21 protein-coding genes are annotated in these 22,749 nt (G+C 63.0%); 16 read left to right on the top strand and 5 right to left on the bottom strand.

All coding sequences use genetic code 11. From position 1 onward, the window contains the following. Positions 1 to 20 precede the first annotated feature (20 nt). The 8 genes from HJA_RS05040 (at position 21) to HJA_RS05075 (ending at position 8,350) form a co-directional block, all read left to right on the top strand. A complete protein-coding gene (locus HJA_RS05040; RefSeq protein ID WP_035579147.1) occupies positions 21 to 1,421 on the top strand; it encodes a sensor histidine kinase in 1,401 nt (466 codons plus the stop codon). 2 nt (positions 1,422 to 1,423) lie between these two features. Then, positions 1,424 to 4,111, top strand: a complete 2,688-nt coding sequence (locus HJA_RS05045; protein ID WP_035579150.1) for a bifunctional [glutamine synthetase] adenylyltransferase/[glutamine synthetase]-adenylyl-L-tyrosine phosphorylase — start codon at positions 1,424 to 1,426, stop codon at positions 4,109 to 4,111. 69 nt (positions 4,112 to 4,180) lie between these two features. Further along, on the top strand, positions 4,181 to 4,786 hold the full coding sequence (locus tag HJA_RS05050) for an EF-hand domain-containing protein (RefSeq protein ID WP_051597389.1): 606 nt from the start codon (positions 4,181 to 4,183) through the stop codon (positions 4,784 to 4,786). Positions 4,787 to 4,886: 100 nt separating this feature from the next. Continuing rightward, a complete protein-coding gene (locus tag HJA_RS05055; RefSeq protein WP_035579663.1) occupies positions 4,887 to 5,429 on the top strand; it encodes an RNA polymerase sigma factor in 543 nt (180 codons plus the stop codon). Further along, positions 5,426 to 5,899 carry a hypothetical protein gene (locus HJA_RS05060; RefSeq protein ID WP_035579153.1) on the top strand — a complete coding sequence of 158 codons (474 nt, stop codon included), beginning with the start codon at positions 5,426 to 5,428 and terminating at the stop codon, positions 5,897 to 5,899. Before HJA_RS05055 ends, HJA_RS05060 begins: the two co-directional genes overlap by 4 nt. Continuing rightward, a complete protein-coding gene (locus HJA_RS05065; RefSeq protein ID WP_035579156.1) occupies positions 5,896 to 6,429 on the top strand; it encodes a periplasmic heavy metal sensor in 534 nt (177 codons plus the stop codon). Before HJA_RS05060 ends, HJA_RS05065 begins: the two co-directional genes overlap by 4 nt. 57 nt (positions 6,430 to 6,486) lie before the next feature. Next, a complete protein-coding gene (locus tag HJA_RS05070; protein WP_035579159.1) occupies positions 6,487 to 7,935 on the top strand; it encodes an amidase in 1,449 nt (482 codons plus the stop codon). Between the two features lie 19 nt (positions 7,936 to 7,954). Then, the gene (locus HJA_RS05075; RefSeq protein WP_035579162.1) at positions 7,955 to 8,350 is read left to right on the top strand and encodes a GFA family protein; all 396 of its coding nucleotides are present in this window, start codon (positions 7,955 to 7,957) and stop codon (positions 8,348 to 8,350) included. A gap of 4 nt (positions 8,351 to 8,354) precedes the next feature. Here the strand turns inward: HJA_RS05075 and HJA_RS05080 are convergent, their stop codons facing one another. From HJA_RS05080 to HJA_RS05100, 4 genes are all read right to left on the bottom strand, one after another. Beyond that, the gene (locus HJA_RS05080; protein ID WP_035579165.1) at positions 8,355 to 8,753 is read right to left on the bottom strand and encodes a metallopeptidase family protein; all 399 of its coding nucleotides are present in this window, start codon (positions 8,751 to 8,753) and stop codon (positions 8,355 to 8,357) included. A 2-nt stretch (positions 8,754 to 8,755) separates the two neighbouring features. Beyond that, positions 8,756 to 9,076: a YbjQ family protein gene (locus HJA_RS05085; RefSeq protein ID WP_035579168.1), complete on the bottom strand. Its 321-nt coding sequence runs from the start codon at positions 9,074 to 9,076 to the stop codon at positions 8,756 to 8,758. Between the two features lie 81 nt (positions 9,077 to 9,157). Continuing rightward, positions 9,158 to 11,320 (bottom strand): methylmalonyl-CoA mutase, encoded by a 2,163-nt coding sequence (gene scpA / locus HJA_RS05090; RefSeq protein WP_035579170.1) that lies wholly within the window; start codon positions 11,318 to 11,320, stop codon positions 9,158 to 9,160. 340 nt (positions 11,321 to 11,660) lie between these two features. After that, positions 11,661 to 13,571 carry a methylmalonyl-CoA mutase family protein gene (locus HJA_RS05100; RefSeq protein ID WP_035579174.1) on the bottom strand — a complete coding sequence of 637 codons (1,911 nt, stop codon included), beginning with the start codon at positions 13,569 to 13,571 and terminating at the stop codon, positions 11,661 to 11,663. A gap of 133 nt (positions 13,572 to 13,704) precedes the next feature. On the opposite strand from HJA_RS05100, the gene HJA_RS05105 reads away from it, so the two are divergent. The 8 genes from HJA_RS05105 to glpK all read left to right on the top strand — a co-directional run bounded on the left by HJA_RS05105 (position 13,705) and on the right by glpK (position 20,635). After that, on the top strand, positions 13,705 to 14,058 hold the full coding sequence (locus HJA_RS05105; protein ID WP_035579175.1) for a hypothetical protein: 354 nt from the start codon (positions 13,705 to 13,707) through the stop codon (positions 14,056 to 14,058). A 74-nt stretch (positions 14,059 to 14,132) separates the two neighbouring features. Next, the gene (locus HJA_RS05110) at positions 14,133 to 14,696 is read left to right on the top strand and encodes a carboxymuconolactone decarboxylase family protein (RefSeq protein ID WP_035579177.1); all 564 of its coding nucleotides are present in this window, start codon (positions 14,133 to 14,135) and stop codon (positions 14,694 to 14,696) included. Next, positions 14,693 to 15,508: an SDR family NAD(P)-dependent oxidoreductase gene (locus HJA_RS05115; RefSeq protein ID WP_035579180.1), complete on the top strand. Its 816-nt coding sequence runs from the start codon at positions 14,693 to 14,695 to the stop codon at positions 15,506 to 15,508. Before HJA_RS05110 ends, HJA_RS05115 begins: the two co-directional genes overlap by 4 nt. A gap of 153 nt (positions 15,509 to 15,661) precedes the next feature. Continuing rightward, entirely contained in the window at positions 15,662 to 16,963 is a 1,302-nt protein-coding gene (locus tag HJA_RS05120) for a hemolysin family protein (RefSeq protein WP_035579182.1), read from the top strand. A gap of 132 nt (positions 16,964 to 17,095) precedes the next feature. Further along, positions 17,096 to 18,091, top strand: a complete 996-nt coding sequence (locus HJA_RS05125; protein ID WP_035579184.1) for an NAD(P)H-dependent flavin oxidoreductase — start codon at positions 17,096 to 17,098, stop codon at positions 18,089 to 18,091. 128 nt (positions 18,092 to 18,219) lie between these two features. Beyond that, on the top strand, positions 18,220 to 18,639 hold the full coding sequence (locus tag HJA_RS05130; protein WP_051597390.1) for a D-Ala-D-Ala carboxypeptidase family metallohydrolase: 420 nt from the start codon (positions 18,220 to 18,222) through the stop codon (positions 18,637 to 18,639). Then, positions 18,627 to 19,094 carry a hypothetical protein gene (locus HJA_RS05135; RefSeq protein ID WP_035579186.1) on the top strand — a complete coding sequence of 156 codons (468 nt, stop codon included), beginning with the start codon at positions 18,627 to 18,629 and terminating at the stop codon, positions 19,092 to 19,094. The genes HJA_RS05130 and HJA_RS05135 overlap by 13 nt, the downstream gene beginning before the upstream one ends. Positions 19,095 to 19,147: 53 nt before the next feature. Beyond that, a complete protein-coding gene (glpK, locus tag HJA_RS05140) occupies positions 19,148 to 20,635 on the top strand; it encodes a glycerol kinase GlpK (RefSeq protein WP_035579189.1) in 1,488 nt (495 codons plus the stop codon). Between the two features lie 70 nt (positions 20,636 to 20,705). Here glpK and HJA_RS05145 read toward each other — a convergent pair whose 3' ends face one another. Continuing rightward, the gene (locus HJA_RS05145; RefSeq protein WP_035579191.1) at positions 20,706 to 22,727 is read right to left on the bottom strand and encodes an alpha/beta hydrolase family protein; all 2,022 of its coding nucleotides are present in this window, start codon (positions 22,725 to 22,727) and stop codon (positions 20,706 to 20,708) included. Positions 22,728 to 22,749 lie beyond the last annotated feature (22 nt).

A 22,749-nucleotide genomic window follows, 5' to 3' on the forward strand; every position in this document is an offset into this window, starting at 1 on the left:
GGCGCTGGCACTAGCGAGCCATGAAATTCGCCCTCCCGACTTTCCTGCGAACGACGACCTTCAAATTGGCGCTGCTCTACAGCGCCATGTTTGCGGCGTTTTCAGCGGCGCTGCTGGTCTACCTCTATTATTCGACGGTCTATTACATCCGCGCTGAATCCGACCGGCGGATGGATCTCGAATTTGAGCAGCTGGGCAATGCCTACTTCACCGGGGGCATGGAGCGTCTCAGCGAGTCGGTGTTCGAGCGGATGACCCGTAACGGGTCGACTTTCTTCTACTATCTTGAAGACGCATCGGGCCGCCGGATCGCCGGCCACTTCCAGCGCATGCCGGAGCACAATCCGGACCTGGATGTTCAGACGATCTATTTCGAAATCACCCAGACAGAACCGGACGGCTCTGAAGTTGTCCGCCCTGTCGCTGGCCGCATCGTGCGCCTGCGGGATAATGGCGGCGCGCTGCTGGTCGCCTTCGATACGGCGCAGCAGACAGCGATTGTCGGGCGTATCCAGAACGCGATCTATATCGCCGCGCCGATCGGGCTGGTCCTGTCGCTTCTGGGCGGCCTGCTGATCTCCCGTGGGGCGGCAAGGCGGGCGGACGAACTGGCGCGGACGGCAGAGATGGTCATGGGCGGCGAACTTGGCCGGCGTGTGCCCGTGCGCGGGTCGGGTGATGAGTTCGACCGGTTGGGCCAGCGCATGAACGCCATGCTCGACCAGATCGAGAAGCTGGTCGAATCCACCCGCAATACGGGCAATGCCATTGCGCACGATCTGCGCTCGCCGCTGTCGCGCCTGCGTAACCGGCTGGAGATCGCGCTCTCCGAGCCGATGTCACGCGAAAGTGCCGAGGCAACGCTGGGCGAAACGGTCGAGGAAGTGGACCGCGTGCTGGGAACATTCAACGCCATCCTGCGCCTCGCCCGGCTGGAGGCAGGTGCCGAAGGCGAACGTGTGCGGATGGATGTGTCCGAACTGGCAGAGGAACTCGCCGAACTGTTCGAGCCGGCCAGCGACGAAGCCGAACAGAGCTTCCGCAGCCAGATCGCAAAACACCTCATGGTGCTGGGCGACCGGGACCTGATCGGGCAGGCGCTCTCCAACCTGCTCGACAATGCGATCAAATACACGCCCGCCGGAGGAACGATAAACTTCACGGTCGCACGCGGGCCGGAAGGCACGGTCGATCTGACGGTTGTCGACACGGGCCCTGGCGTGCCTGCGGATGCGCGCAAACGCGTTGTGCAACGCTTCCAGCGGATGGATTCTGCACGCACCCAGCCCGGCAGCGGGCTTGGCCTCGCGCTTGTCGTGTCGGTTGCGGAAATGCACGGCGGGGAACTCATTCTGTCGGATGGCAATGGCCCGGCAGAATCGCCCGGCCTGAAAGCGACGCTGAGACTGCCGAGGGCCTAGGCATGCTGAACGTAAGACCGGTTGCGGACACGCCTGAAGCCGCCCTGAAACTCGCCTTCGACCGCGCGCCTTATCTCCGGCGGCTGGCCGGCCGGGAACTGGAAGACGCCGACTGGCGCGAGGCGCTCGAAACAGTGCGTATGCTGCCGAAACTCGGACAGCGGCCGGTGGAAGAGGTCATGCGCATCCTGCGCCGAGCCAAGCAGGCGACGCATCTGTCCCTCGCCGGGGACGACCTGTCCGGCAGTCTGGATGTGATGGACGTCACACTGGTGCTGACCGAGCTTGCCTGCGAATGTGTCGATACGGCGCTCAAGGTGGCGCTTGCGCATTATGGCCTGTCGGGCGACGGCATTTTTGCCATCGCGCTTGGCAAGATGGGCGCGTTCGAGCTCAACTATTCCAGCGATATTGATTTCTGCATCTTCTACGATCCGGTCGTCTTTGATGGCGGGGAGCGTTCCCCGGGTGAAGCGGCCCAGCGTGTCGCGCGGGAGATCGTGCGGATCTTCGATGAGATTACAGCAGACGGCTACATCTTCCGCACCGACCTGCGCCTGCGGCCGGATCCGTCCTCGACACCGCTGGCTGTGTCCACGGCCATGGCGGAAGTCTATTATGAGAGCGTCGGCCAGAACTGGGAGCGGATGGTCTGGATCAAGGCGCGGCCTGCTGCCGGCGACATTGCTGCGGCAAAGCGTTTCCTGAAGGGGATGGAGCCCTATGTCTGGCGCCGGAACCTCGACTACTGGGCCATCGGTGACATCCAGGCGATCAAGCGGATGATCAACACCAAGGCCAAGGCCCGGGAGTTCAGTATTCCGAACCCGGACATCAAGCTTGGACCCGGCGGTATTCGCGAGATCGAATTTTTTGTCCAGACGCAGCAGCTGATCCTCGGCGGGCGGCGCCCGGAGCTGCGCGACAACACGACCCTCGGCGCAATGGAAGCCCTGCGCACCGGCGGGGTGGTGGCCGATGAAACGGCACGTGACCTGACCGAAGCCTATCGCCAGCTGCGCAATGTCGAACACCGTATCCAGATGCGGAATGACGAACAGACCCACACGCTGCCGAAAGATCCGGAAGCGCGCGAAGCGGTCGCCTTCCTCAGCGGCTATGGCAATCTGGAGGACTTCGACCGGGACCTTCTCGAAACGCGGCGTCTTGTGCAGTCGGCCTATGACGCCCTGTTCGCGGCGGAAGACCGGGCGGCGGGGGAGTCCCGGTCCGGGAACTTTGTCTTCACCGGCGTCGACGATGATCCGGGGACGGTTGAAACCCTCAGCCAGCTCGGCTTCAGCGATCCGAGCGCGGCGATCGAGACCATCCGAAACTGGCACCGCGGCCGTGTGCCTGCGACGCGCACGGCGCGCGGGCGCGAGCTGCTGACGGCGATCCTGCCGCGCCTCCTGGAAGACATGGGCAAGACCGGTGAGGCGGACGAGGCCTTCCGCTGGTTCTCCCGGTTCTTCAGCGGCCTGTCCTCCGGTGTGCAGACGCTGGCCATGCTTCTGGCAGAGCCGGACCTGCTCGACGATCTCGTGGCCACTCTGGCGCTGGCGCCGCGCCTTGCGGAAATCCTCTCGCGCCGGCCGGACCTGTTGGAGTCGCTCGTCAGCGGACAGGCGCCGGTGCGCCCGGAACTCGGCCCGGACACAAGCTTCGATACGGCGCTCGACGCCTGGCGCCGGTATCACCGCGACCAGCATTTCCTGACCGGCCACCGGTTGCTGCACGGACTGATCCCGGCCCGGGACGCGGCAGAATACTGGACCGCGCTGGCCGATGACACGATCACCGAAATGGCCGCTGCCGCAAAGTGGGAAACCGAACGGCGCAACGGACCCCAGCCGGGCGAATGGGCCGTCTTCGCCATGGGCAAGCTTGGCGGGAAGGAACTGACAGCCGGTTCCGATCTCGACATCCTCGTCATCTATGATGCCGATCCGATGGAGGCACAGACCTGGTACACGCGTTTCACGCAGCGCCTGATCACCGCCCTGTCAGCGCCGACGGCGGAGGGCGCGCTCTACGAAGTCGACATGCGCCTGCGTCCTTCCGGACGGGCCGGGCCGGTGGCTGTCAGCCTGCCGGCGTTCACCTCCTACCAGAACAAGGATGCCTGGACCTGGGAGCATATGGCGCTCACCCGCCTGCGTCCGGTGACCGGCGATACGGCGCTCGGCAGCAAGGTGATGGAGATCGCGATCGACGCCATCACGAGCCGTGCACAGGCAAATGCGGCCTCCATCCCGGCCGACATCACCGACATGCGCCAGCGGCTTTACCGGGAAAAGCCCGGCAAGGGCCTGTGGGACCTCAAGACCGCTGAGGGCGGCTTGATTGATGTGGAATTCATGGTGCAGCAGGACATGCTGCTGAGCGGCAGGCCGGATGCCATCTGGGCCTCGACGCGGGATGCCATTGCCTATGCGAGCTTTAATGTCGAGGAGCGCCTGGTCCTTACCGAGGGGCTCGGCCTGCTGCAGGCGCTGCAACAGGTTCAGCGCATCGCCATCGGAACGGAAACGCGCTCGGATGCGATGCCGGCCGGCCTGCGGGACCGGCTTTGCCGCGCTGTGGAGGCGGACACGTTCCGGGATCTGGAAATTGAATTATCTTCCACAAAATCAAGGCTTCATCAGATGGCTGTGGAAAAACTGCACCTCGATGCGACGGAAAGCTGATCCTCCTCCGTTTGATAAACACTGGCTGCCCTGAACGAGCGGTAGCCGCAACGAGAGGAGTTACCCCCTATGAAACGTATCTTTCTCGCGACAGCTTCCTTTGCTGCAGTGGCGATGATTGCTTCGCCTGCAATGGCTGGCCCGCGCGGCGGTGGCCCTGGCTCCGGCCCGGGCATGATGAAAGACCGCATGGTCGAAATGATGGACACGGACGGTGACGGCAAGGTCTCCGACGCGGAAATCAAGGCGCACAAAGCGGCAATGTTCGTGGGGATCGACACCAATGGTGACGGCCAGCTTTCACAGGATGAGCTGTCTGCGCATCACGAAGTCATGCGCGCCCAGATGCAGGCGCGGTTCGAGGAACGCCGCGGCGACCGTGTCGACAACATGTTCGAGCGGTATGACACCAACAAGGACGGATCGATCACGCGCGACGAAGTGACGGCTGTTCAGGCGGCACGAGCGGACGACTGGAAGGCAAGGAAAGCCGATTGGGCGCAGAAGGGCGCCCAGATGCAGGCCGAGCGGTTTGCGGACATGGATAAGGACGGGAATGGCACGATCAGCCAGGAAGAGTTCGAATCTGCCCGGATGGGTCCTGGCGGCCGCGGTGATTTCGGCCGGCGGGGCATGAATGGAATGATGCCGCCCCCACCGCCGGAAGACGAATAAGAGATCGGGCTCAGGCCCGGTAGGGCGGCTCTGCACGCATTCAGCCGGCAAGATGTGTTGAATGCGTGCACCCGCGCCTGAACGGAGTAAGCTCGGTTCCGTGGCTTTCGTATCGGATCTCGACCAGATCACACGGGCGGCGGCGGGCGATCCGTCTGCCGTGGCGTGGCTGGTTGACCGGTACTCGCCCGGTGTTCTTGGCCTGACGACGCGGATGCTCGGTGATCGGATGGAAGCAGAAGACGTGACACAGGAGACTTTTCTTCGCGCCTGGAAAGCACTGCCGGGCTGGGAGCCGAGGGCAAAGTTTTCGACCTGGCTGCACCGGGTCGCGCTGAACCTCTGTTACGACATCCTGCGCAAACGTCGGGAATCTCTTCCCGGAGAATTGCCGGAGATGACGGACCCGGAATTGACCCCGCCTGAACGCCTGATGCAGAGCGAACGCGTGAAAGCCATTGAAACGGCAATCGCCGCCCTGCCGGAGCGTCAGGCAGCTGCCTTGACGCTTTGTGCCCTGCAAGGACACTCTCAGGTCGAGGCGGCGGAAATTATGGAAACAAGTGAAGAGGCGCTGGAAAGCCTTCTGGCACGCGCAAGGCGCAGCTTGAGGGCGACACTGGCCGAACGGAGCGTGGCATGAAGGATCGCGGGAACACACCCATCGTGTCGGATGAGCGCATCATCGCGCTGATCGAGACGTACGGGTCAGATATTTCTGCCTATCCTGAGGCAGAGCAGGGCGCTGCGGCGCGCCGGATGGCTGAAGCGCCGGGCCTGTTTGCCCAGGCGCTGGAGGAAGCCCGCCGTCTGGACGATGTCCTGAATCTTGTGCCTGAAGTCGACGTTCCCGCCTCCCTGCGGAACAGCCTGATTGCCGACGCACCGAAAGCGGCACGCACCGGACGGGCGCAAACCGGCTTCAGCAGGTTCCTGCCGGGCTGGTTGCCGGCCGGCGCGGTGGCTTCGCTGGTCATGGGGCTGTTGATCGGTGTGAACGTGTCGTTGCCGGCTTCCGTCGCGAATGCCGACACCAATGATGAGGCGGATGCTGTGATGTATGCCGCGCTCGGTTTTGGGAACTACGAACTGATGAATGAGGCCGCAGAATGAGCGATGCGCCTGAAACTTCCCGCCGGTGGCCGCGCTGGCTGATCGTGTCGCTTATGGCGAACATGATCCTGCTTGGCTTGCTGGCCGGTTTCCTTCTGCAAGCTGGCCCAACGGGGAAGCCTCATGGAGCGCCATCGGAACGGCCCTCCTGGGCCTCCCGCGATGACGGGAGCCGGGACATCATGCGGCGTGTGTTCCGGCAGGCGTTCGAGGCATCCGGCGAGGAACGTACAGCGCGTGCAGAAGCCCGTGCGCGTCTGGGAGATGCCGTGGCGGCTGACCCATATGATGCCGATGCCGTCCGCGAGGCGTTCCGGGAATTGAGGGCGGCAGACGATACCGTCAATGAAGCGATGCATGAGGCCATGGTGGATCTCTTCGCCACGATGCCCGTGGACGAACGCGCAAAGATGGCGCGGTTTCTGAAACATGGCCCGGGGGACAGGCGGGCGGAGCGCCGGATGCGGCCCGGTCGACCGGGCGACCCCGGGGAACGCGGCCCGCCCCCCCCACCTGAAATGGAGCCCTGATCAGGGTTTCCTTTCGGCGCCTGCCGTTCCACAGTGGTGACAGAACGGGAGGGCCGAATGAGAGAATATGCCGATTATGATGGTCTGGGGCTGGCGGAACTTGTCCGCAGCAAACAGGTCAGCGCCGCAGAACTTCTGGATGCAGCCGTCACGCGGGCCGAAGCTGCGCAGGAGACGCTGAACTGCTTTAGTGCGCTCTATCCGGATCTTGCGAAAAGACAGCTTGAAGGCGGGACCGGTGACGGGCCCTTTGCGGGCGTGCCCTTCGTCACGAAAGACCTTGCCGTCGAGGTCAAAGGCGCGCCGCTTACCAATGGCTCCGTCGCATGGAAAGGCAATGTGGCCCAGCGGGACTCGGTCCTGACCGGGCGTTATCGCGAGGCGGGTCTCGTCTTCTTCGGCCAGACGACCAGCCCGGAATACGGCCTGACGACGACAACCGAGTCCACGCTTTACGGGCAGACACGAAACCCATGGGATCTGACGCGCACCTCGGGCGGCTCGTCCGGCGGGGCGAGCGCAGCCGTGGCGGCCGGTGTGCTGCCGGTGGCGCAGGCCAGCGATGGCGGCGGCTCCATCCGCATTCCCGCCTCTTGTACGGGCCTGTTCGGCATCAAGCCGTCGCGCGGCCGCGTGCCGATGGGCCCCGGCCGCACCGAAGGCTGGAATGGCATGTCGACCGTCCACGCCGTCAGCCGCAGCGTGCGCGACAGTGCCGCCCTGCTCGATGCCTGCCACGGCCGGGAAACGGGCAGCCGCTACGTGGCCCCGGCGCCGGACCGTCCGTATCTGGAGGAAGTCTCCCATGGGCCCGGCAAGCTGCGCATCGCGCTGTGGAAGCGGGCGCCGAACGGCACCATGCCGGACGCCGATGCCGATGCGGGGCTTATGGCGACCGCGAAACTGCTGGCAGACCTTGGGCATGAAGTTGTTGAGGCAGGCCCGGAACTGGATGGCGAGCAACTGGCGAAATACGCCCTGTTCACGATCTCCGCGAACATCGCCGCGGCTTTCGATGATCGCTCTGACATGCTGGGCCGGCCTGTGCGCGAGGACGAGATGGAGCCGATCACCGCCTCGATGGTGGCGCTCGGCCGGACCGTGCCGATGGTCGAACTGGCCAAGGCGAACAACCTCTTCAATTCGGTGGCCATCGACTATGAGCAATTCCTGATCGATGGCGGCTTCGACCTGACCCTGTCGCCGGTAACGCATCGCGCGCCGGACAAGCTGGGCACGATGGCGCTGACGCAGGACGGTGATGCGATGGGCAAGGCAATTGCCGGCTTTGGTGCGCATTGCCCCATCTTCAACCAGACCGGCTGCCCGGCCATGTCCGTGCCGCTGCACTGGACCGAGCCGACCGAAGAAGCGCCAGGCGGCCTGCCGATTGGCATGATGTTTGGCGGTCGCCTTGGGGCTGAAAGTCTTTTGTTCCGCCTGGCTGGACAATTGGAGCAGGCCCGGCCATGGGCAGGCAAGCGCCCGCCGCACTGGGTGGGCTGAACCAGACGGACGAAAGACGATGAGCGAGTTGAAGACGCATACCGGCGGATGCCATTGCGGCGCTGTGCGGTGGGAAGTGGACCTGCCGGATGCGTTCGAAGTGGAGGACTGCAACTGCTCCATGTGTGCGATGTCGGGGAACATCCACATCATCGTGCCGTCCAGCCGCTTCCGCCTGACTGAAGGCAATGACAATCTCGCCGAGTACACGTTCAATACGGGCGTGGCCAAACACCTGTTTTGCAAGACGTGCGGTGTGAAGAGTTTCTACATCCCGCGCTCCAACCCGGACGGTGTCGCCGTCACCTGGCGGTGTATCGACGACTGGCAGGACCTGAATGTCACGGTGAACAAGTTCGACGGGCAGAACTGGGAGAAGCACGCCCACACGCTGGCGCACAAATCGAAGGACTGAGGCGTCAGTCCATACTGTCCAGCAGGCGGTGCATCTCTTCGTCGGACCAGCCGAAATGGTGGCCGTATTCGTGGATGGTGACGTGGCTGACCAGCTCGTCCAGCGTAACATCGCCCCGCGCCGCCCATTCGAACAGGATCGGCAGACGGTAGAGATAGACCAGCGGCGTCTGCATCGACGGGTGTGTCACGCTCTCATGGATCAACGGTACGCCGGAATAGAGCCCGCTCAGTTCCAGCGCGTCATCAATCTTCATCTCGTCGAGAATCTCGTCCTCGGCATAGTCTTCCACGATGATGCGGACCGCCCCGGCCGCCGCCTGCATGTGGCCGGGCAGGCGGGCGATGCAGGCCTCGGCGAGGGCGAGGATGTCCTCCACCGTTGGAGCGGTCTGGTCGAGCATGTTCAGGCCAGTGTCACGGCCGTGCCAGAGACGGCCACCATCATCATCGAACCGCCCTGGCCGATGACGGTGTAATCGAACTTCGCGCCGACAATGGCATTCCCGCCGAGCTTGCGGGCTTCTTCCATCATCTCGGCCAGTGCGTTATCGCGCGTCTCGCGCAGCGTGCTCTCATAAGCGTTGGACCGCCCGCCGACGATATTGGTGAAGCTGGCCAGGATGTCCTTGCCAAGATGCGCTCCGACCACGACTTCGCCGCAGACGACGCCGAGATATTTCGTGATCTCATGGCCCTGAACCGTGGGCGTGGTGGTGACGAGCATGGGCGGCGATCCTTTTGTAATTATCGAATAACGATATATTTGGGAAGGCCGCCCGTCTGTTTCAAGAGCCTTTCGGTGTCGTCATTCCGCCGCCGTCTTCGCCCCGTCGTCGCCGTCCGTCAGGATTTCCAGCATCTTCAGGGCGCTGTCGGCGATGACGGTGCCGGGCGGGAAGATGGCGGAGGCCCCGGCGGCGTAGAGCGCGTCGAAGTCCTGCGGTGGGATCACGCCGCCCACGATGATGCGGGCGTTGGCCGCGCCTTCATTGCCGAGCGCGCGCTTCAGTTCCGGCACCAGCGTCAGGTGTCCGGCGGCGAGCGAGGAGGCGGCGACGATGTCGACGCCCGCTTCACGCGCATCGGCGGCGGCCTCTTCCGGCGTCTGGAACAGCGGGCCGATCACAACGTCCCAGCCAAGGTCCATCAGCGCGGAGGCGACGACCTTCTGGCCACGGTCGTGACCGTCCTGGCCCATCTTGGCGATGTAGACTTTCGGCTTGCGGCCGTTCTGCTTCTCGAAGGCTTCGGCGAGGCTGAGCGCTTCGTCGGCTTTCTCCGTGCCTTTCACGCCGCCGCCATAGACGCCCTTGATGGAGCGGATGACGGCCTGGTGGCGGCCCTGGCTGCGTTCGACCGCTTCGGAGATTTCGCCCACGGTCGCCTTGGCGCGGGCCGCATCCACGGCGAGGGCGAGAAGGTTGCCTTCGGTGCCGGCTGCGGCCTCGGCAATCGCATCCAGCTTCGCCTGCACTTCGGCTTCGTTCCGTTCGGACTTCAGGCGCGCCAGCTTGTCCAGCTGCATCTTGCGCACGGCGGCATTGTCGACCTTCAGCACCGGCACGTCTTCGTCTTCGTCCAGCAGGAACTTGTTCACGCCGACCACGGTCTGCGTGCCGCTGTCGATGCGCGCCTGCGTGTTCGCGGCGGCTTCTTCGATGCGCAGCTTCGGCAGGCCTTCCTCGATGGCTTTCGCCATGCCGCCCATTTTCTCGACTTCCTCGATATGGGCGAGGGCCTTGGCGGCGAGGTCGTGTGTCAGGCGTTCGACATAGTAGGAGCCGCCCCACATATCGACCGTCTGGCACGCGCCGGCTTCCTGCTGCAGGAAGAGCTGCGTGTTCCGGCTGATGCGGGCGGAGAAGTCCGTCGGCAGGGCGAGGGCTTCGTCGAAGCTGTTCGTGTGCAGCGACTGCGTCTGCCCGCCCGTGGCCGCGATGGCCTCAAGGCAGGTGCGGATGACGTTGTTGTAGACGTCCTGCGCGGTCAGCGACCAGCCGGATGTCTGCGAGTGCGTCCGCAGGCTGAGGGATTTCGGGTTCTTCGGGCTGAAATTCTCTTTCACGAGCTTCGCCCACAGCAGGCGCGCGGCCCGCATCTTGGCGACTTCCATGAACGTGTTCATGCCGATTGCCCAGAAGAAGGAGAGGCGCGGCGCGAAGGCATCGACGTCGAGACCCGCGGCCACACCGGCGCGGATATACTCAATGCCATCGGCCAGCGTGTAGGCCAGCTCCAGATCCGCCGAAGCGCCCGCTTCCTGCATGTGATAGCCGGAGATCGAGATCGAGTTGAACTTCGGCATATTCTGCGAGGTATAGGCGAAGATGTCCGAAATGATCCGCATCGACGGCTTGGGTGGATAGATATAGGTGTTCCGCACCATGAATTCTTTGAGGATGTCGTTCTGGATCGTCCCGGCCAGCTTTTCCGGCCCGACGCCCTGTTCCTCAGCCGCCACAATGTAGAGCGCGAGGATCGGCAGCACGGCGCCGTTCATCGTCATCGAGACGGACATCTTGTCCAGCGGGATGCCGGAGAACAGCGTGCGCATGTCATAGATGGAGTCGATGGCCACACCGGCCATGCCCACATCGCCCGACACGCGGACGTGATCGGAGTCATAGCCGCGGTGCGTGGCCAGGTCGAACGCGACCGAGAGGCCTTTCTGGCCGGCGGCGAGGTTCCGGCGATAGAAGGCGTTGGAGTCTTCCGCCGTCGAGAAGCCCGCATACTGACGAATTGTCCAGGGCTGGTTCGTGTACATGGTCGGGTAGGGGCCGCGGCCAAACGGGGCGAGGCCGGGGAAATCGTCCAGATAATCCAGCCCGGCGCGGTCGGCCTCGGTATAGGCGGTTTTCACTTCGACGCCTTCGGGGGTCTCCCATGCCTCGCCAAGTTTTGGCACAGCGGCTTTCGCATGAGGCGTGCCAAGGTCGAGTTTCGTGAAGTCAGGGAACTGGGTCATTGAGACGTCTCCAATTTCGCCATCCAGTCCGAGGTCGGAGTTGTAAGGACTTCGACATCATCGGACGTGGTTACGTAGTGTTGGCCGCTTTGATCGATCGCGCCTATTATATATGTGTCAGAGGTGGGAGAGATTTGAGCTTGAAGGATCAATACTGGGACAGTCTCGCCATCGCTGTTTTTTAAGACGCCCGGGAGAGGGCAATGCAAAGATGCAACATCCTCCACGGTAGAGTTCGGAACATAAAAGGTCGCGCGGTTCTCTATTACATCCTGTTCGATTGCGGGGCGGCCATTCACGCAAGGATGCGATTGCCAGTTGTCCGGTGTGAACGCCAACATCAACTCAGCCCCAGTTCTGCGTGGGCGAGTTTCAATGTGTGCAGCACGTCGCAACCCATGAAGATGTTCGAGTCGATGCCGTCGCCTTCATGCTTGCCGGCGATCCAGACATGCTGTGCGCCCGCGTCCTTCAGGGCCTTGGCGGCAGCGTCTGCCTCGTCGGCATAGCGGGCGTCGGCGCCGCAGATGCAGGCGATGCGGAGGCCGGACGCCTTGAACGCGGCCGCGATCTCGGCAGCATCCTTCGGCGGCACCGGGGCTTCCTTGGCGGCGAGTCCGCCAGCGGCGAACAGGTTGCGGGCAAAGTCTGCGCGCGCCGTGTATTCAGCGAGCGGGCCCAGCGTGGCGAGGAAGATCGCCGGCTGTTTCGCAGCGGCGGCGGCCTTGTCGCGCAGGGCTTCAAAGTCTGCGCCGAGATGGATTGGCTCAAGCGGCTCGGCCGTGGCATCCGCACCCGTGACAGGCGGCAGGTCGGGCACCAGCGCCTGCAGCGCTTCGTCCGTCAGTTCCGCGCCGGAGCGCAGGTGCGGCGCGTCAGCGACCGGTGCGGCGATCTCTTCCAGCAGCGGGAATTCGGAAACGCCCGTAACCGGGATCTTGCGTTTGGCGATGTCCTTGGCGCGGGCGTCGCGGATCGCTTTCACGCGGACCTGGAACGCACCGGAGGTGAGGGAGGCCGCATAGCCGCCTTCGCCTTCGATTTTCTGGAATTCGGCCCAGGCAGCTTCGGCCAGTTCATTGGCGAAGGTCTCGGTGAACCAGGCGCCGCCCGTCGGGTCTGCCACGCGGCCGAGCTGGCTTTCTTCCATGGCGATCAGCTGGGTGTTGCGCGCGATGCGGCGGCCGAGTTCTTCCGGCGTGCCCAGCGGCTCGTTGAAGGCGCGGATGGTCAGGATGTCCGCCCCGCCGACAGCACCGGCAAAAGCGGCGGCCGTATTGCGGAGCATGTTGGTCCAGGCGTCATAGCGCGTCAGCATCCGGGCAGAGCTGTAGCCCTGAAGGCGCATCGGCTTCGCGTCGAGGCCGAGGGCCTCTTCGACGCGCGCCCACAGGCGGCGGGCCGCGCGGAGCTTGGCAACGCCAATGCCGTAATTGGCGTCGAGGGCGAGGCAGAAGATCGTCTTCGCGGCAACGTCCGCGGCCTCCATGTGCGGGGCGAGGCGGCGCAGCGTGTCGACGGCAGACGCGATCAGCGCGGCCAGTTCCTGCGCTTCCGATCCACCCGCCTCGTGCACGGCCCGCGCGTCGATGCGGAAGAGGTTCGCAGCCGGGTATTTCGCGGCCAGCACTTTGGCCAGCGCGCCTGCCTCGGCGAAGGCGGCGTCGAGCCCGCCAGCGAGCGTGCCGGTGCGGGCGAGGGCGCCGAGTGGGTCCATGTTGAAGTCGAGTTTCGCGTCGGTCTTGTTTCTGGCCCACTCGGCCAGGAAGGCAGCTTCGCGTGTGCCGGAAGTCATGACCGGGTCAAGCGCAACGCCGGCGATAGACGCGTCTACGCCGTTCAGGGCAATGTCATAGTCCGGCATAGTCATGGCCTGGACACCGTTTCGTCCGGTCGGATCGACGCAAAGTTCCACCGAGCTGACGCCGCGCTCCAGGTCACGCAGCACCTCGCCATGCGTGTGCGAGGGGGAGGCGTGCGTGAAGGCCTGGCGAATATCCCAGGGCAGCCACTTGTCCGGCGCTGCCGTCGGCCCGCGCAGATAAGGCGCCTCGCCGGGCGTGCCCAGCGGGTCCTCAGAACTGGGGAAGTCGCTCTCACGGTAGAGCGGGCGAATCTTCAGCCCATCCGCCGTGGTGCGGGTGATTGCGTCAATGCCACGGCCCTTGAGGGCCTTTTCGACCGAAGCCATCCATTCGGCTTCGGTGGCGTCGGGAAAGGTGCTGGAAAGCGGGAGGATGTCGTCAGCCATGATGGCCAGTTATTGGCGCAAAGATCGGGAAAAGTGAACCACTTCCTTGGCGGCATTCCGTAGCGCCCGTTCAGCGGCTTGACGGACATCCCAATAGATGCGAATGAGAATTAGTCGCAAATAGGAGATTCCCATGAGAAACGCACGTGCAGTTCTGAGGCTCATTCCTTCCGATCCTGCAGTCAGTACGGGCGATTCCGGGGATTTTGGAATTGGCGCGCGCCGCAGGGAAACACGCCAGGATGGGAGTGCGGGATCTGTCCCGGCGGACGCTTCCAGTCCGTGTGGCAGGCTGCAGAGTGACGGCGATGCAGCCCGCGGCGTGCGCCATGACCTGCTGAAAGAATGGATGGGGTCTCACACCCGCATTCTGGGGCTGTGGCTGGACCGCCTTCTTGAGGAAGGCGACGATGCCGATCTCGTCTCCATGATTCACCGACAGCACGCCTGGCTGTCCATGATGCAGGCCCGCATGGACCGGGGCTGACCTCACGTCCGGCTTGCGGTGTCCCGGGCCGCCGGGTTTAGTTCCAGGTAGACAAAAAAGCCGGGAGGAAAGCCATGAGACTGAAGACGCCGCGTATCGCGCCACTCACCGATTCGGAGATGGGGCCGGAAGTGAAGGAAATGATCGCGAACCGTTTCGGCGATGCGCCTGTGTTCAACGTCTTCCGCACGCTCGCCCGCGCGCCGAAGGCCTACAAACGCTTCATGGGCTGGGGCGGCTATATCCTGTCCAAATACAACGACCTCAGCGAGCGTGACCGCGAACTCGTCATCCTTCGTGCGGGATACAACTGGAAGTCCGGCTATGAATGGGCCCAGCACAAGCGTATCGGCCTCGACTGCGGCCTGACGGAAGAAGAGATCGAGCGCATCAAGGCCGGACCGGACGCGCCGGGCTGGAGCGCCAATGACAAGGCGCTGCTGCAGGCGACGGACGAACTGACATCCGACGCCTTCATCACTGATGAAACCTGGGCGGCACTCTCCGGCTTTACGCAGAAGCAGAAGATGGACCTGGTCATGACCGTCGGCCAGTACACGCAAGTGTCCATGATGCTGAACTCTTTTGGCGTCCCTCTGGACGATGACCTGACGCTCGATCCGGATCTCGCAAAATGAGCCTCGGCGACGTAACCGGCCGTCTGCCCGGCAAGGTCGCCATCGTCACCGGCGCAGGCCAGACGCCGGGCGAAACGGTCGGCAATGGCAAGGCGATCGCACTGCTCTTCGCCCGGGCCGGGGCGAGCGTCCTCTGTGTGGATCAGGACAAGGACCGCGCAGAAGCCACCGTGTCGGAGATTGTCGCGGAGGGTGGCAGAGCGCAGGCTTTCGCCGCAGATGTCAGCGATACGAAGGGCGCCGCATCGATCGCGGAGGCGGCTAAAGCGGCGTTCGGCCCGCCTGACATTCTTGTCAACAATGTCGGTATTGGCGACGCTGGCGATGGCCCGGCGCACAAGCTGACGGAGGAGGCCTTCGACCGTACGCTGAATATAAACCTGAAAGGCGCCTGGCTGGTTACCAAAGCCGTGCTTCCGGGCATGCGGGAGCGCCATGCGGGCGCCATCGTGAATATCTCGTCGCTGGCTTCGCTGGCAGGTGGCTTCCAGATGGCCTATGAAATGTCCAAAGCGGGCATGAACCGGATGACGCAGAGTGTCGCCATGTCCGGGGCATCGCGCGGTGTCCGGTGCAATGCGATCCTGCCGGGTCTGATGGATACGCCCATGGCGATCCGGGGTATTTCAAAGATGCGGGGCATTCCGGAAGACGAGCTTCGGAATGAACGTGCGGCCCGCGTGCCCATGGGGTTCATGGGCTCCGGCTGGGATACGGCGCATGCAGCCCTGTTCCTGGCCAGCGATGAAGCGCGCTTCATTACCGGGGCCTTGTTGCCCGTGGATGGCGGCGGCAGCGTGCGGGTCGGTTGAGATCGGTCAGGGAACACGCTTGCCGCTTGGGCATTGAGCCCGGAGACCAAGGTCTCTAGGCTTCGGTCTTTCATCTTTCTGCGCCATCGCGGCGTTCTTGCCGGTCGGGGCTCGCCCAGGCTGGTCTCCTCTGTTTGAAAGGCCCGGCCTGACATGATCGAATTTTTCATTCTCCTCGGTTTGATCGTGGTGAACGGCGTGTTTGCCATGTCGGAATTGGCCATCGTTTCGGCCCGGCCTGCGCGGCTCCAGACGAAGGCGGACCAGGGCGACCGGGGCGCGCGGACGGTCATCAGCCTGCAGGATGACCCGTCGCGGTTCCTGTCCACGGTCCAGATCGGGATCACGCTGGTCGGCATCATTGCCGGTGCCTATGGTGCCACGGCCATAGCGGACGAACTGGCGCCCTTTATCGCCAAACAGGTGCCAGCCATTGAAGCCGAGGCAGGGGAGATCGCGTTCGCGCTGGTGATCGTGTTCACCACTTTCCTGTCTCTGGTGATCGGCGAACTGGTGCCCAAGCGGATCGCACTGATTGCGCCCGAGGCAATCGCTACAATCATGGCGCCGCCGATGGCCTTCATCTCCAGGCTGGCCTTTCCGGTAGTCTGGTTGTTGCGCGTTTCGACAGACGGGCTGCTCAGCCTGCTGGGGTTGGCCGGTATCCGGCAGGAGCCTGTGACCGAGGAAGAGATCCACGCCATCCTGGATGAAGGCGCGACCAGCGGCGTGATCGATCTGGAAGAACAGCGAATGATGCGCGGCGTCATGCGGCTGGCCGACCGGGATATTCGTTCCATTATGATCCCGCGGCCTGACATTGTCTGGATCGATACAGATGATCCGTGGGCAGAGATCAAGAAAGAAATTCTTGAAAGTGGTAAATCGCGTTTCCCGGTGGCCGATGAACGGTTGGACCGGGTGTTCGGCGTGGTTCAGACAAAGGACCTTCTGGCCTGTGACCTCAGCGGCGACGGGCCGGACCTGAAACAGGTGGCACGTCCGGTCACATTCGTGCCGGAGACGCTGTCGGTCATGCGGCTACTGGAATCGATGCAGGAAAGCGAAGTCCGCATGGCGCTGGTGGTCGACGAGCATGGCTCCATTCAGGGCATGGTCACGGCAGCGGATCTGCTCGGAGCCATTGCCGGCGACAGTGCATTCTCACCCAGTGAAGGGATCGACCGTCCGGCGCGGCGTGCCGACGGGTCTTGGCTGATCGACGGGCTGATGCCGGTCGAAGACCTGGAAATCCTGCTGTCTGCGCCGGACTTCGGCGAGGCCGATGGCGGCGCGGTGACGGTAGGCGGCATGATTATCCACCACCTTCAGCGCCTCGCAGCGGATGGGGATGTCGTCCACATTTCGGGATACCGGTTCGAGGTGATGGACCTCGACGGGCGCAGGGTCGACAAGGTGCTGGTCACGCCGCCGGGCGCCGGTGAGAACGTCTGAGTCGTCTGAACGGACAGCCGGTACGTACTTAGCTCGCTGTAGCTTCTCCCCACGTTAAGACTTGCGAGGGCTGGCTCATGCGTTAAATTTCAGGGTCAATGTAAACACTGTTCACTTTAAAGGGAAAAGCCCATGGCCGTGCCGCCCGTGCTTCAGAATCTGCGCCTGCCGCTGATCGGATCGCCGTTGTTCATTATTTCCGGTCCGGAACTGGTTATCGCCCAGTGCAAGGCGGGGATTGTCGGCAGCTTTCCGGCGCTGAACGCCCGCCCTGGCCCCGTTCTGCACGAGTGGCTGGACCGGATCACGACGGAACTGGCTGAGCATAACGAGAAGAATCCGGACCGCCCGGCTGCGCCCTTCGCCGTGAACCAGATCGTGCACAAGTCGAACGACCGTCTGGAGCACGACGTTGAAGCCTGCGTAAAATACAAGGTGCCGTTGGTGATTACTTCGCTCGGTGCACAGAAAGCGGTCAATGATGCGATCCACTCCTATGGCGGCGTGGTGATGCACGATGTGATTGACACATTCTTCGCGAAGAAGGCGCTCGAGAAGGGGGCCGATGGCCTGATCGCGGTTTGCGCCGGGGCGGGCGGTCATGCCGGCCGGTTGTCGCCATTTGCCCTTATCCAGGAAATCCGTGAATTTTTCGACGGGCCACTGGCCTTGTCGGGCTCCATCGCCAATGGCGGGGCAATCGCCGCTGCAATCGCGATGGGGGCGGACTTTGCTTATATGGGGTCTGCCTTCATTGCCTGTGACGAGGCCAATGCGGTCGAGGGCTACAAGGACGCCATCGTGTCCTACGGGGCTGAAGACATCGTCTATTCGAACCTCTTCACCGGCGTGCACGGCAACTATCTGAAGCCGTCGATCGAGGCGGCCGGGCTCGACCCGAACAATCTGCCGGAAAGCGACCCCAGCAAGATGAATTTCGGTTCCGGTGGCAATACCAAGAGCAAGGCCTGGAAGGACATCTGGGGCTGTGGCCAGGGGATTGGCGCCGTGAAGAAGCGCGGGCCGGTCGCTGACTATGTCGACCAGCTGGAATCGGAGTACAAGGCCGCGATCAAAAAGCTGAACCAGCCGCGCACCTGGGGCGCAACGCCTGTAACGGCAGGCTGAGTTTTAAGGGGATAAAGCCGGGCCTATCCGACACCGGCAACTGGCGCGGCCTGCGGTGACACGGGCCGCGCATTTCTGTCCAGACGATCCTTATCCACCTGATACAGCAAGCACGCAGACTTGTGCGCATGCTGATAGAAAACGTCTCTGACTTTGATGCGGACGGCTGGCGCTGGCCGCATTTCACGCCGCGGGAACTGGCCTGCCATTGTGGTGGCCGGTTCTGCGCGGGCGAGTACTGGCACGCGCCGGATTTCCTCGATGCGCTGGAGGCCCTCAGGGCGGACGCCGGCCAGCCGCTTATCGTCAACTCCGGCCATCGCTGCGCCATCTGGAACAGCTATGTGGGCGGGGCCCGCTTCAGCCTGCACCGGGCGATGGCTGTGGACATCTCATTGGCCTGGCATGACCGCCACATGCTGCTGGCGGCGGCGGAGCAGCATGGCTTCACCGGGCTCGGCCTCGCGAAGACCTTTCTGCATCTGGACCGTCGCCCGCGTCCGGCCCGCTGGTTTTATCCGGGGAGCGAAACATCATGGCGGACATAGCAGGACTGGCGGCGAGTGCCGCGGGCGGCGGCCTGTTCGGTCTTGTGGGTACGGTCATCGGCCGTATCGCCGGCGTGGTGGAAGCCCGGCAGGCGCAGGCACAAGAACGCGCGCGCTGGGTGCATGAAGCGGAGATGCAAAAGCTGAGGGTCGAAGCTGATGCCGCCGGGCGCGCGGCTGACCTTCGCCAGACGGAGACATCCGGTGCCTGGACTGGGCTGTCTGCATCGCTGGCTGCCGAGGCGGCAATCGGTGAGAGCTATAAATGGGTCAACGCCGTGCGGTCGCTGACCCGGCCGGTTCTGACTGTTCTGCTCTGGGGGATCACAGGTGCGGTTTTTCTGGGCGCAGATGAGGCGGGACAGGCGGGCATTGTGGATACGGCCACCTTTGCGGCAACGGCGGCAACGCTCTGGTGGTTTGGAGACCGGGGCCCACGCCGTGACATGCGTTGACGGAACCGGGCAGACCAGTCCATCCTCCCGGAAAATCCCGGAGGAACAAACACATGGCCGATGCTATCCTGGTGATCGATGAGGGCACGACTTCAACGCGGGCCATTGTTTTTGACCGGGACTTCAACCAGGTCTCTTTGGCGCAGGAGGAAGTACCGCTGGCCTATCCAGCCGATGGCTGGGTCGAGCAGGATGGTGAGACTATCTGGGAGAAAACGGTTGAGGTGTGCCGCAAAGCCCTTGCGGAGGTCGGCGGTGTGGAACGGATCGCCGGGATCGGCATCACAAACCAGCGCGAGACGACGCTCGTTTGGGACAGGAAGACCGGCAAGCCGCTGGCCCCTGCTATCATCTGGCAGGACCGGCGAACCGCCAGCGCCTGTGACGCGCTGAAGGCGGCCGGGCATGAAGATGCTGTCCAGGCCGAAACCGGCTTGCTGATCGATCCGTATTTTTCAGGAACCAAGATCGCCTGGATACTCGACACCGTCACCGTCACCGGCGCCCGCGAACGCGCCGAAGCGGGGGAGCTTGCGTTCGGCACCATCGAGACTTTCCTGATCTGGCATCTGACAGGCGGGCGGGTTCACGCAACAGATGTGTCGAACGCCTCGCGGACCTTGCTCTATCGTCTCGGCCTTGGCGAACAGGGCGGCTGGAGCGAGGCGATGTGTAACTTGTTCCGTGTTCCGATGAATATGCTGCCGGATGTCAGACCCAACGCGGCAGATTTCGGTCTCAGCGATGAAGCCCTGTTCGGCAAGGCGCTGCCAATCCTTTCAGCTGCCGGGGACCAGCAGTCCGCGCTGGTGGGGCAGGGCTGTCTCTCGCCCGGAATGGCGAAAATTACTTATGGTACGGGCGCGTTCCTGGTCGCCAATTCCGGTACTGAAAAGCCGGAGTCGAAAAACCGCCTCCTTGGCACCGTCGGCTATGAGACGGCAGTAGCTGGCGCGATGGCGCTGGAAGGCTCCATCTTCAATGCGGGAACCGTGGTGAAATGGCTGCGCGATGATCTGGGACTCATTTCCGATGCGGCCGAGAGCGAAGCCATGGCCGAAGCGCTGCCGGGCAATGGTGGTGTATATATCGTTCCGGCCTTCACAGGACTTGGCGCGCCGCACTGGAACGCCGATGCACGCGGTACCATCAGTGGCATCACCCGCGCGACCACAGCCGCCCATCTTGTGAGAGCTGGTCTCGAAGCTGTTGCGTACCAGACGCGGGACCTGCTGGACGCATTTGAGGCCGATGGCGTGGAGATCCGGGAGCTGCGCGTAGATGGTGGCATGGTGGCCAATGACTGGCTGATGCAGTTCCTGTCAGACATCTGCGACCGTCCGGTCGTGCGACCTGACTACCGGGAAATGACGGCGCTTGGTGCAGCTGCGCTGGCGGCGATGCAACTCGGCTGGCTGGACGCCGCTGCCTGGCAGGCGCGGGAAGCGAAAGGTGTCCGGTTCGAACCCGAGATGGATGAAGAACAACGTGCTGCCTTGCTGAAAGGCTGGTCGGCGGCACTCCGCCGGACACTGGCCTGAGTTCTCCCGGATGGATGTAAAAAGGGCGGCCCTCTCAGGCCGCCCTTCGTCTTTGGTTCCCTGAGGTTGCTTACATACCGCAGGTCGTATTCAGGAAGCGTTCGATTTCCTCGAGCACTTTCTTCTTGTTTTCCGGCGGCCATTTGACCGACTGGTGACCCATCTTCTCCATCACGAGGAACTCGCTTTGCGGCTCCCGTTTCTTGATCGCGTTGTAGAACTCGCGACTGTGGAAGATTGGCACCCGGACGTCATAATCGCCGTGGTACAGCATGATCGGGATGTTCACCTTGTCGGTGTTCTGCATCGGGTCCATGCCCTTCACCGTGTTGCCCTGAACGATGCGCTGGATGCGGTTGTCGCCCCATTCATTGCCCAGCTTGGCAAGGTTGGACACGCCGGCGCCGGCAATGGCGCAGCGATACGGGCTGTTCGGACGAACGGAGGCCGCGATGGCTGCGAAGCCGCCATAGGAATAGCCGTGGATGGCGATTTTGTCGGCGTCAACATAGCCTTGCGAGACCAGCCAGGCCGCACCATCGTCCTTGTCGTCCTGCATCTTCTGGCCCCACTCGCCGTCACCGGCCAGCCAGAGTTCACGGCCCCAGCCGTCGCTTCCGCGATACTGCGGTTGCAAGACGATGTATCCGCGGCTTGCGAAATACTGGGTCCAGCCGGAGTCGTCCCAGCCGCCGCTGTCGCGGGCCCACGGGCCGCCGTGCGGAACGATGATGGCGCCTTTGGCCTTGTCGCCTTCTTTCCAGCCGGCAGGGAAGGTGACGAAGCCCGGAATGCTCATGCCGTCGCGGGCCGGATAGTGGACAAACTCGCCCTTGCCGAGGGAGTTCTGGTCGATCCACGGACGCAGCGAGCCGATGACAACCACTTTGGTCTTGTCCAGCAGCAGGTACCAAGCGGGCGGCATGTCTGCGGCCTGAACCTGGAACAGCACACGGCTGAGGTCATTGTTGTAGTCGACGATGGAAACGTATTTGTCCTTGAAGGCGGACTCGAGGCCGTCCTGGATCGCGCGGAAGTCCGGATCGATCCAGTAGGTCGAGGAGACCGGGCCGGCATAGCTGAAGCCGAGGATCTCGTTGAAGTCCTGCGGACGGTGCGAATAGACGAGGCCGGAAACGTTGTACTCCGGATGGGCCACCAGCGGCTGGTCGCTGAACGAGTCGGTGGAAGGGTCATAGAGATACACCGCCGACTTGTCGGAGAACTTGTCGGTGACGATGTAGTATTTGCCGGTACCGTTTTGCCGGCCATCCACTTCCATCGTGTAGCGGTTGGCGATCTCGGTCGTCAGCGGCGCTTCGGTCGTCATTTCTCCGCTATTCTGATCGATCAGGCTGAAGTACTGGCGCCATGCGCCATCTTCGTATTCGAGCTTGGTGAGGGCGATCTGGCTGCCGTCACGATTGCTGATCAGAACCGATTCGGTGTCCGAAGCCTTGAACAGGAATTTCTCGCGGCTGTTGGCGAGATCATGCTCGAAGAAGCTCGTGCCGTTTTTGGTCGATGCGCGGGAAATCACGATCTTTGTCGGATCCAGCGGCAGCAGGGATTCGATATTGGTTTCACCGACCAGTTCGAAGCAGCGGAGTGTATCCTTGTTGGCGCCAATTTCTGCCCGGCCATCAGGAAGATCGTCGATCTTCTTGATCTTTTCATTCCCCATATAGACCTTCTGGAGGTATTTTTTTGTCGCGCCGGTGTCGCGTCCCTCGCCGCAACCGTACAGAGCGCCGATATAGGGCTGGACCGTAAACCAGAGAGATTTTTTGTCCTTTAGCGCCGTCGCCCCGTAGAAAAGGGTTTTGCCGCTTGTCGGGGTCACGTTGGAGGGAAGGAGCGGCTTGCTCGGATCGATGTTTCCGGTGAGGTCCCAATAGGCCGCCGCACGCATGTCACCGTCCTGGGTCGGGTCTGCGATCACGCCGACGAGCATGTCGCCTTCCAGAGACATCGAGACGCTTGAAACAGAAGGTGCTTTTGAAAAATCTTCGGCCGGTATCGGGTCTGCGCTGGCGCCTGTTGCGCCTGCCAGCAGGGCCACTGACCCGGCTGCAAATAAGCGTCTCATCATGTGGAACCTCTCCAAGTTGCAA

It is taken from the genome of Hyphomonas jannaschiana VP2 (assembly GCF_000685215.1).
GTDB classification, from domain to species: domain Bacteria; phylum Pseudomonadota; class Alphaproteobacteria; order Caulobacterales; family Hyphomonadaceae; genus Hyphomonas; species Hyphomonas jannaschiana.

Coding starts and splice junctions, on each gene's coding strand:
- HJA_RS05085 (WP_035579168.1), bottom strand. CDS start 9,076: ATGCTCGTCACCACCACGCCCACGGTTCAGGGCCATGAGATCACGAAA.
- glpK (WP_035579189.1), top strand. CDS start 19,148: ATGGCCGATGCTATCCTGGTGATCGATGAGGGCACGACTTCAACGCGG.
- HJA_RS05100 (WP_035579174.1), bottom strand. CDS start 13,571: ATGGCTGACGACATCCTCCCGCTTTCCAGCACCTTTCCCGACGCCACC.
- HJA_RS05080 (WP_035579165.1), bottom strand. CDS start 8,753: ATGCTCGACCAGACCGCTCCAACGGTGGAGGACATCCTCGCCCTCGCC.
- HJA_RS05105 (WP_035579175.1), top strand. CDS start 13,705: ATGAGAAACGCACGTGCAGTTCTGAGGCTCATTCCTTCCGATCCTGCA.
- scpA (WP_035579170.1), bottom strand. CDS start 11,320: ATGACCCAGTTCCCTGACTTCACGAAACTCGACCTTGGCACGCCTCAT.
- HJA_RS05120 (WP_035579182.1), top strand. CDS start 15,662: ATGATCGAATTTTTCATTCTCCTCGGTTTGATCGTGGTGAACGGCGTG.
- HJA_RS05065 (WP_035579156.1), top strand. CDS start 5,896: ATGAGCGATGCGCCTGAAACTTCCCGCCGGTGGCCGCGCTGGCTGATC.
- HJA_RS05145 (WP_035579191.1), bottom strand. CDS start 22,727: ATGATGAGACGCTTATTTGCAGCCGGGTCAGTGGCCCTGCTGGCAGGC.
- HJA_RS05045 (WP_035579150.1), top strand. CDS start 1,424: ATGCTGAACGTAAGACCGGTTGCGGACACGCCTGAAGCCGCCCTGAAA.
- HJA_RS05060 (WP_035579153.1), top strand. CDS start 5,426: ATGAAGGATCGCGGGAACACACCCATCGTGTCGGATGAGCGCATCATC.
- HJA_RS05075 (WP_035579162.1), top strand. CDS start 7,955: ATGAGCGAGTTGAAGACGCATACCGGCGGATGCCATTGCGGCGCTGTG.
- HJA_RS05125 (WP_035579184.1), top strand. CDS start 17,096: ATGGCCGTGCCGCCCGTGCTTCAGAATCTGCGCCTGCCGCTGATCGGA.
- HJA_RS05070 (WP_035579159.1), top strand. CDS start 6,487: ATGAGAGAATATGCCGATTATGATGGTCTGGGGCTGGCGGAACTTGTC.
- HJA_RS05110 (WP_035579177.1), top strand. CDS start 14,133: ATGAGACTGAAGACGCCGCGTATCGCGCCACTCACCGATTCGGAGATG.
- HJA_RS05135 (WP_035579186.1), top strand. CDS start 18,627: ATGGCGGACATAGCAGGACTGGCGGCGAGTGCCGCGGGCGGCGGCCTG.
- HJA_RS05130 (WP_051597390.1), top strand. CDS start 18,220: ATGCTGATAGAAAACGTCTCTGACTTTGATGCGGACGGCTGGCGCTGG.
- HJA_RS05040 (WP_035579147.1), top strand. CDS start 21: ATGAAATTCGCCCTCCCGACTTTCCTGCGAACGACGACCTTCAAATTG.
- HJA_RS05050 (WP_051597389.1), top strand. CDS start 4,181: ATGAAACGTATCTTTCTCGCGACAGCTTCCTTTGCTGCAGTGGCGATG.
- HJA_RS05115 (WP_035579180.1), top strand. CDS start 14,693: ATGAGCCTCGGCGACGTAACCGGCCGTCTGCCCGGCAAGGTCGCCATC.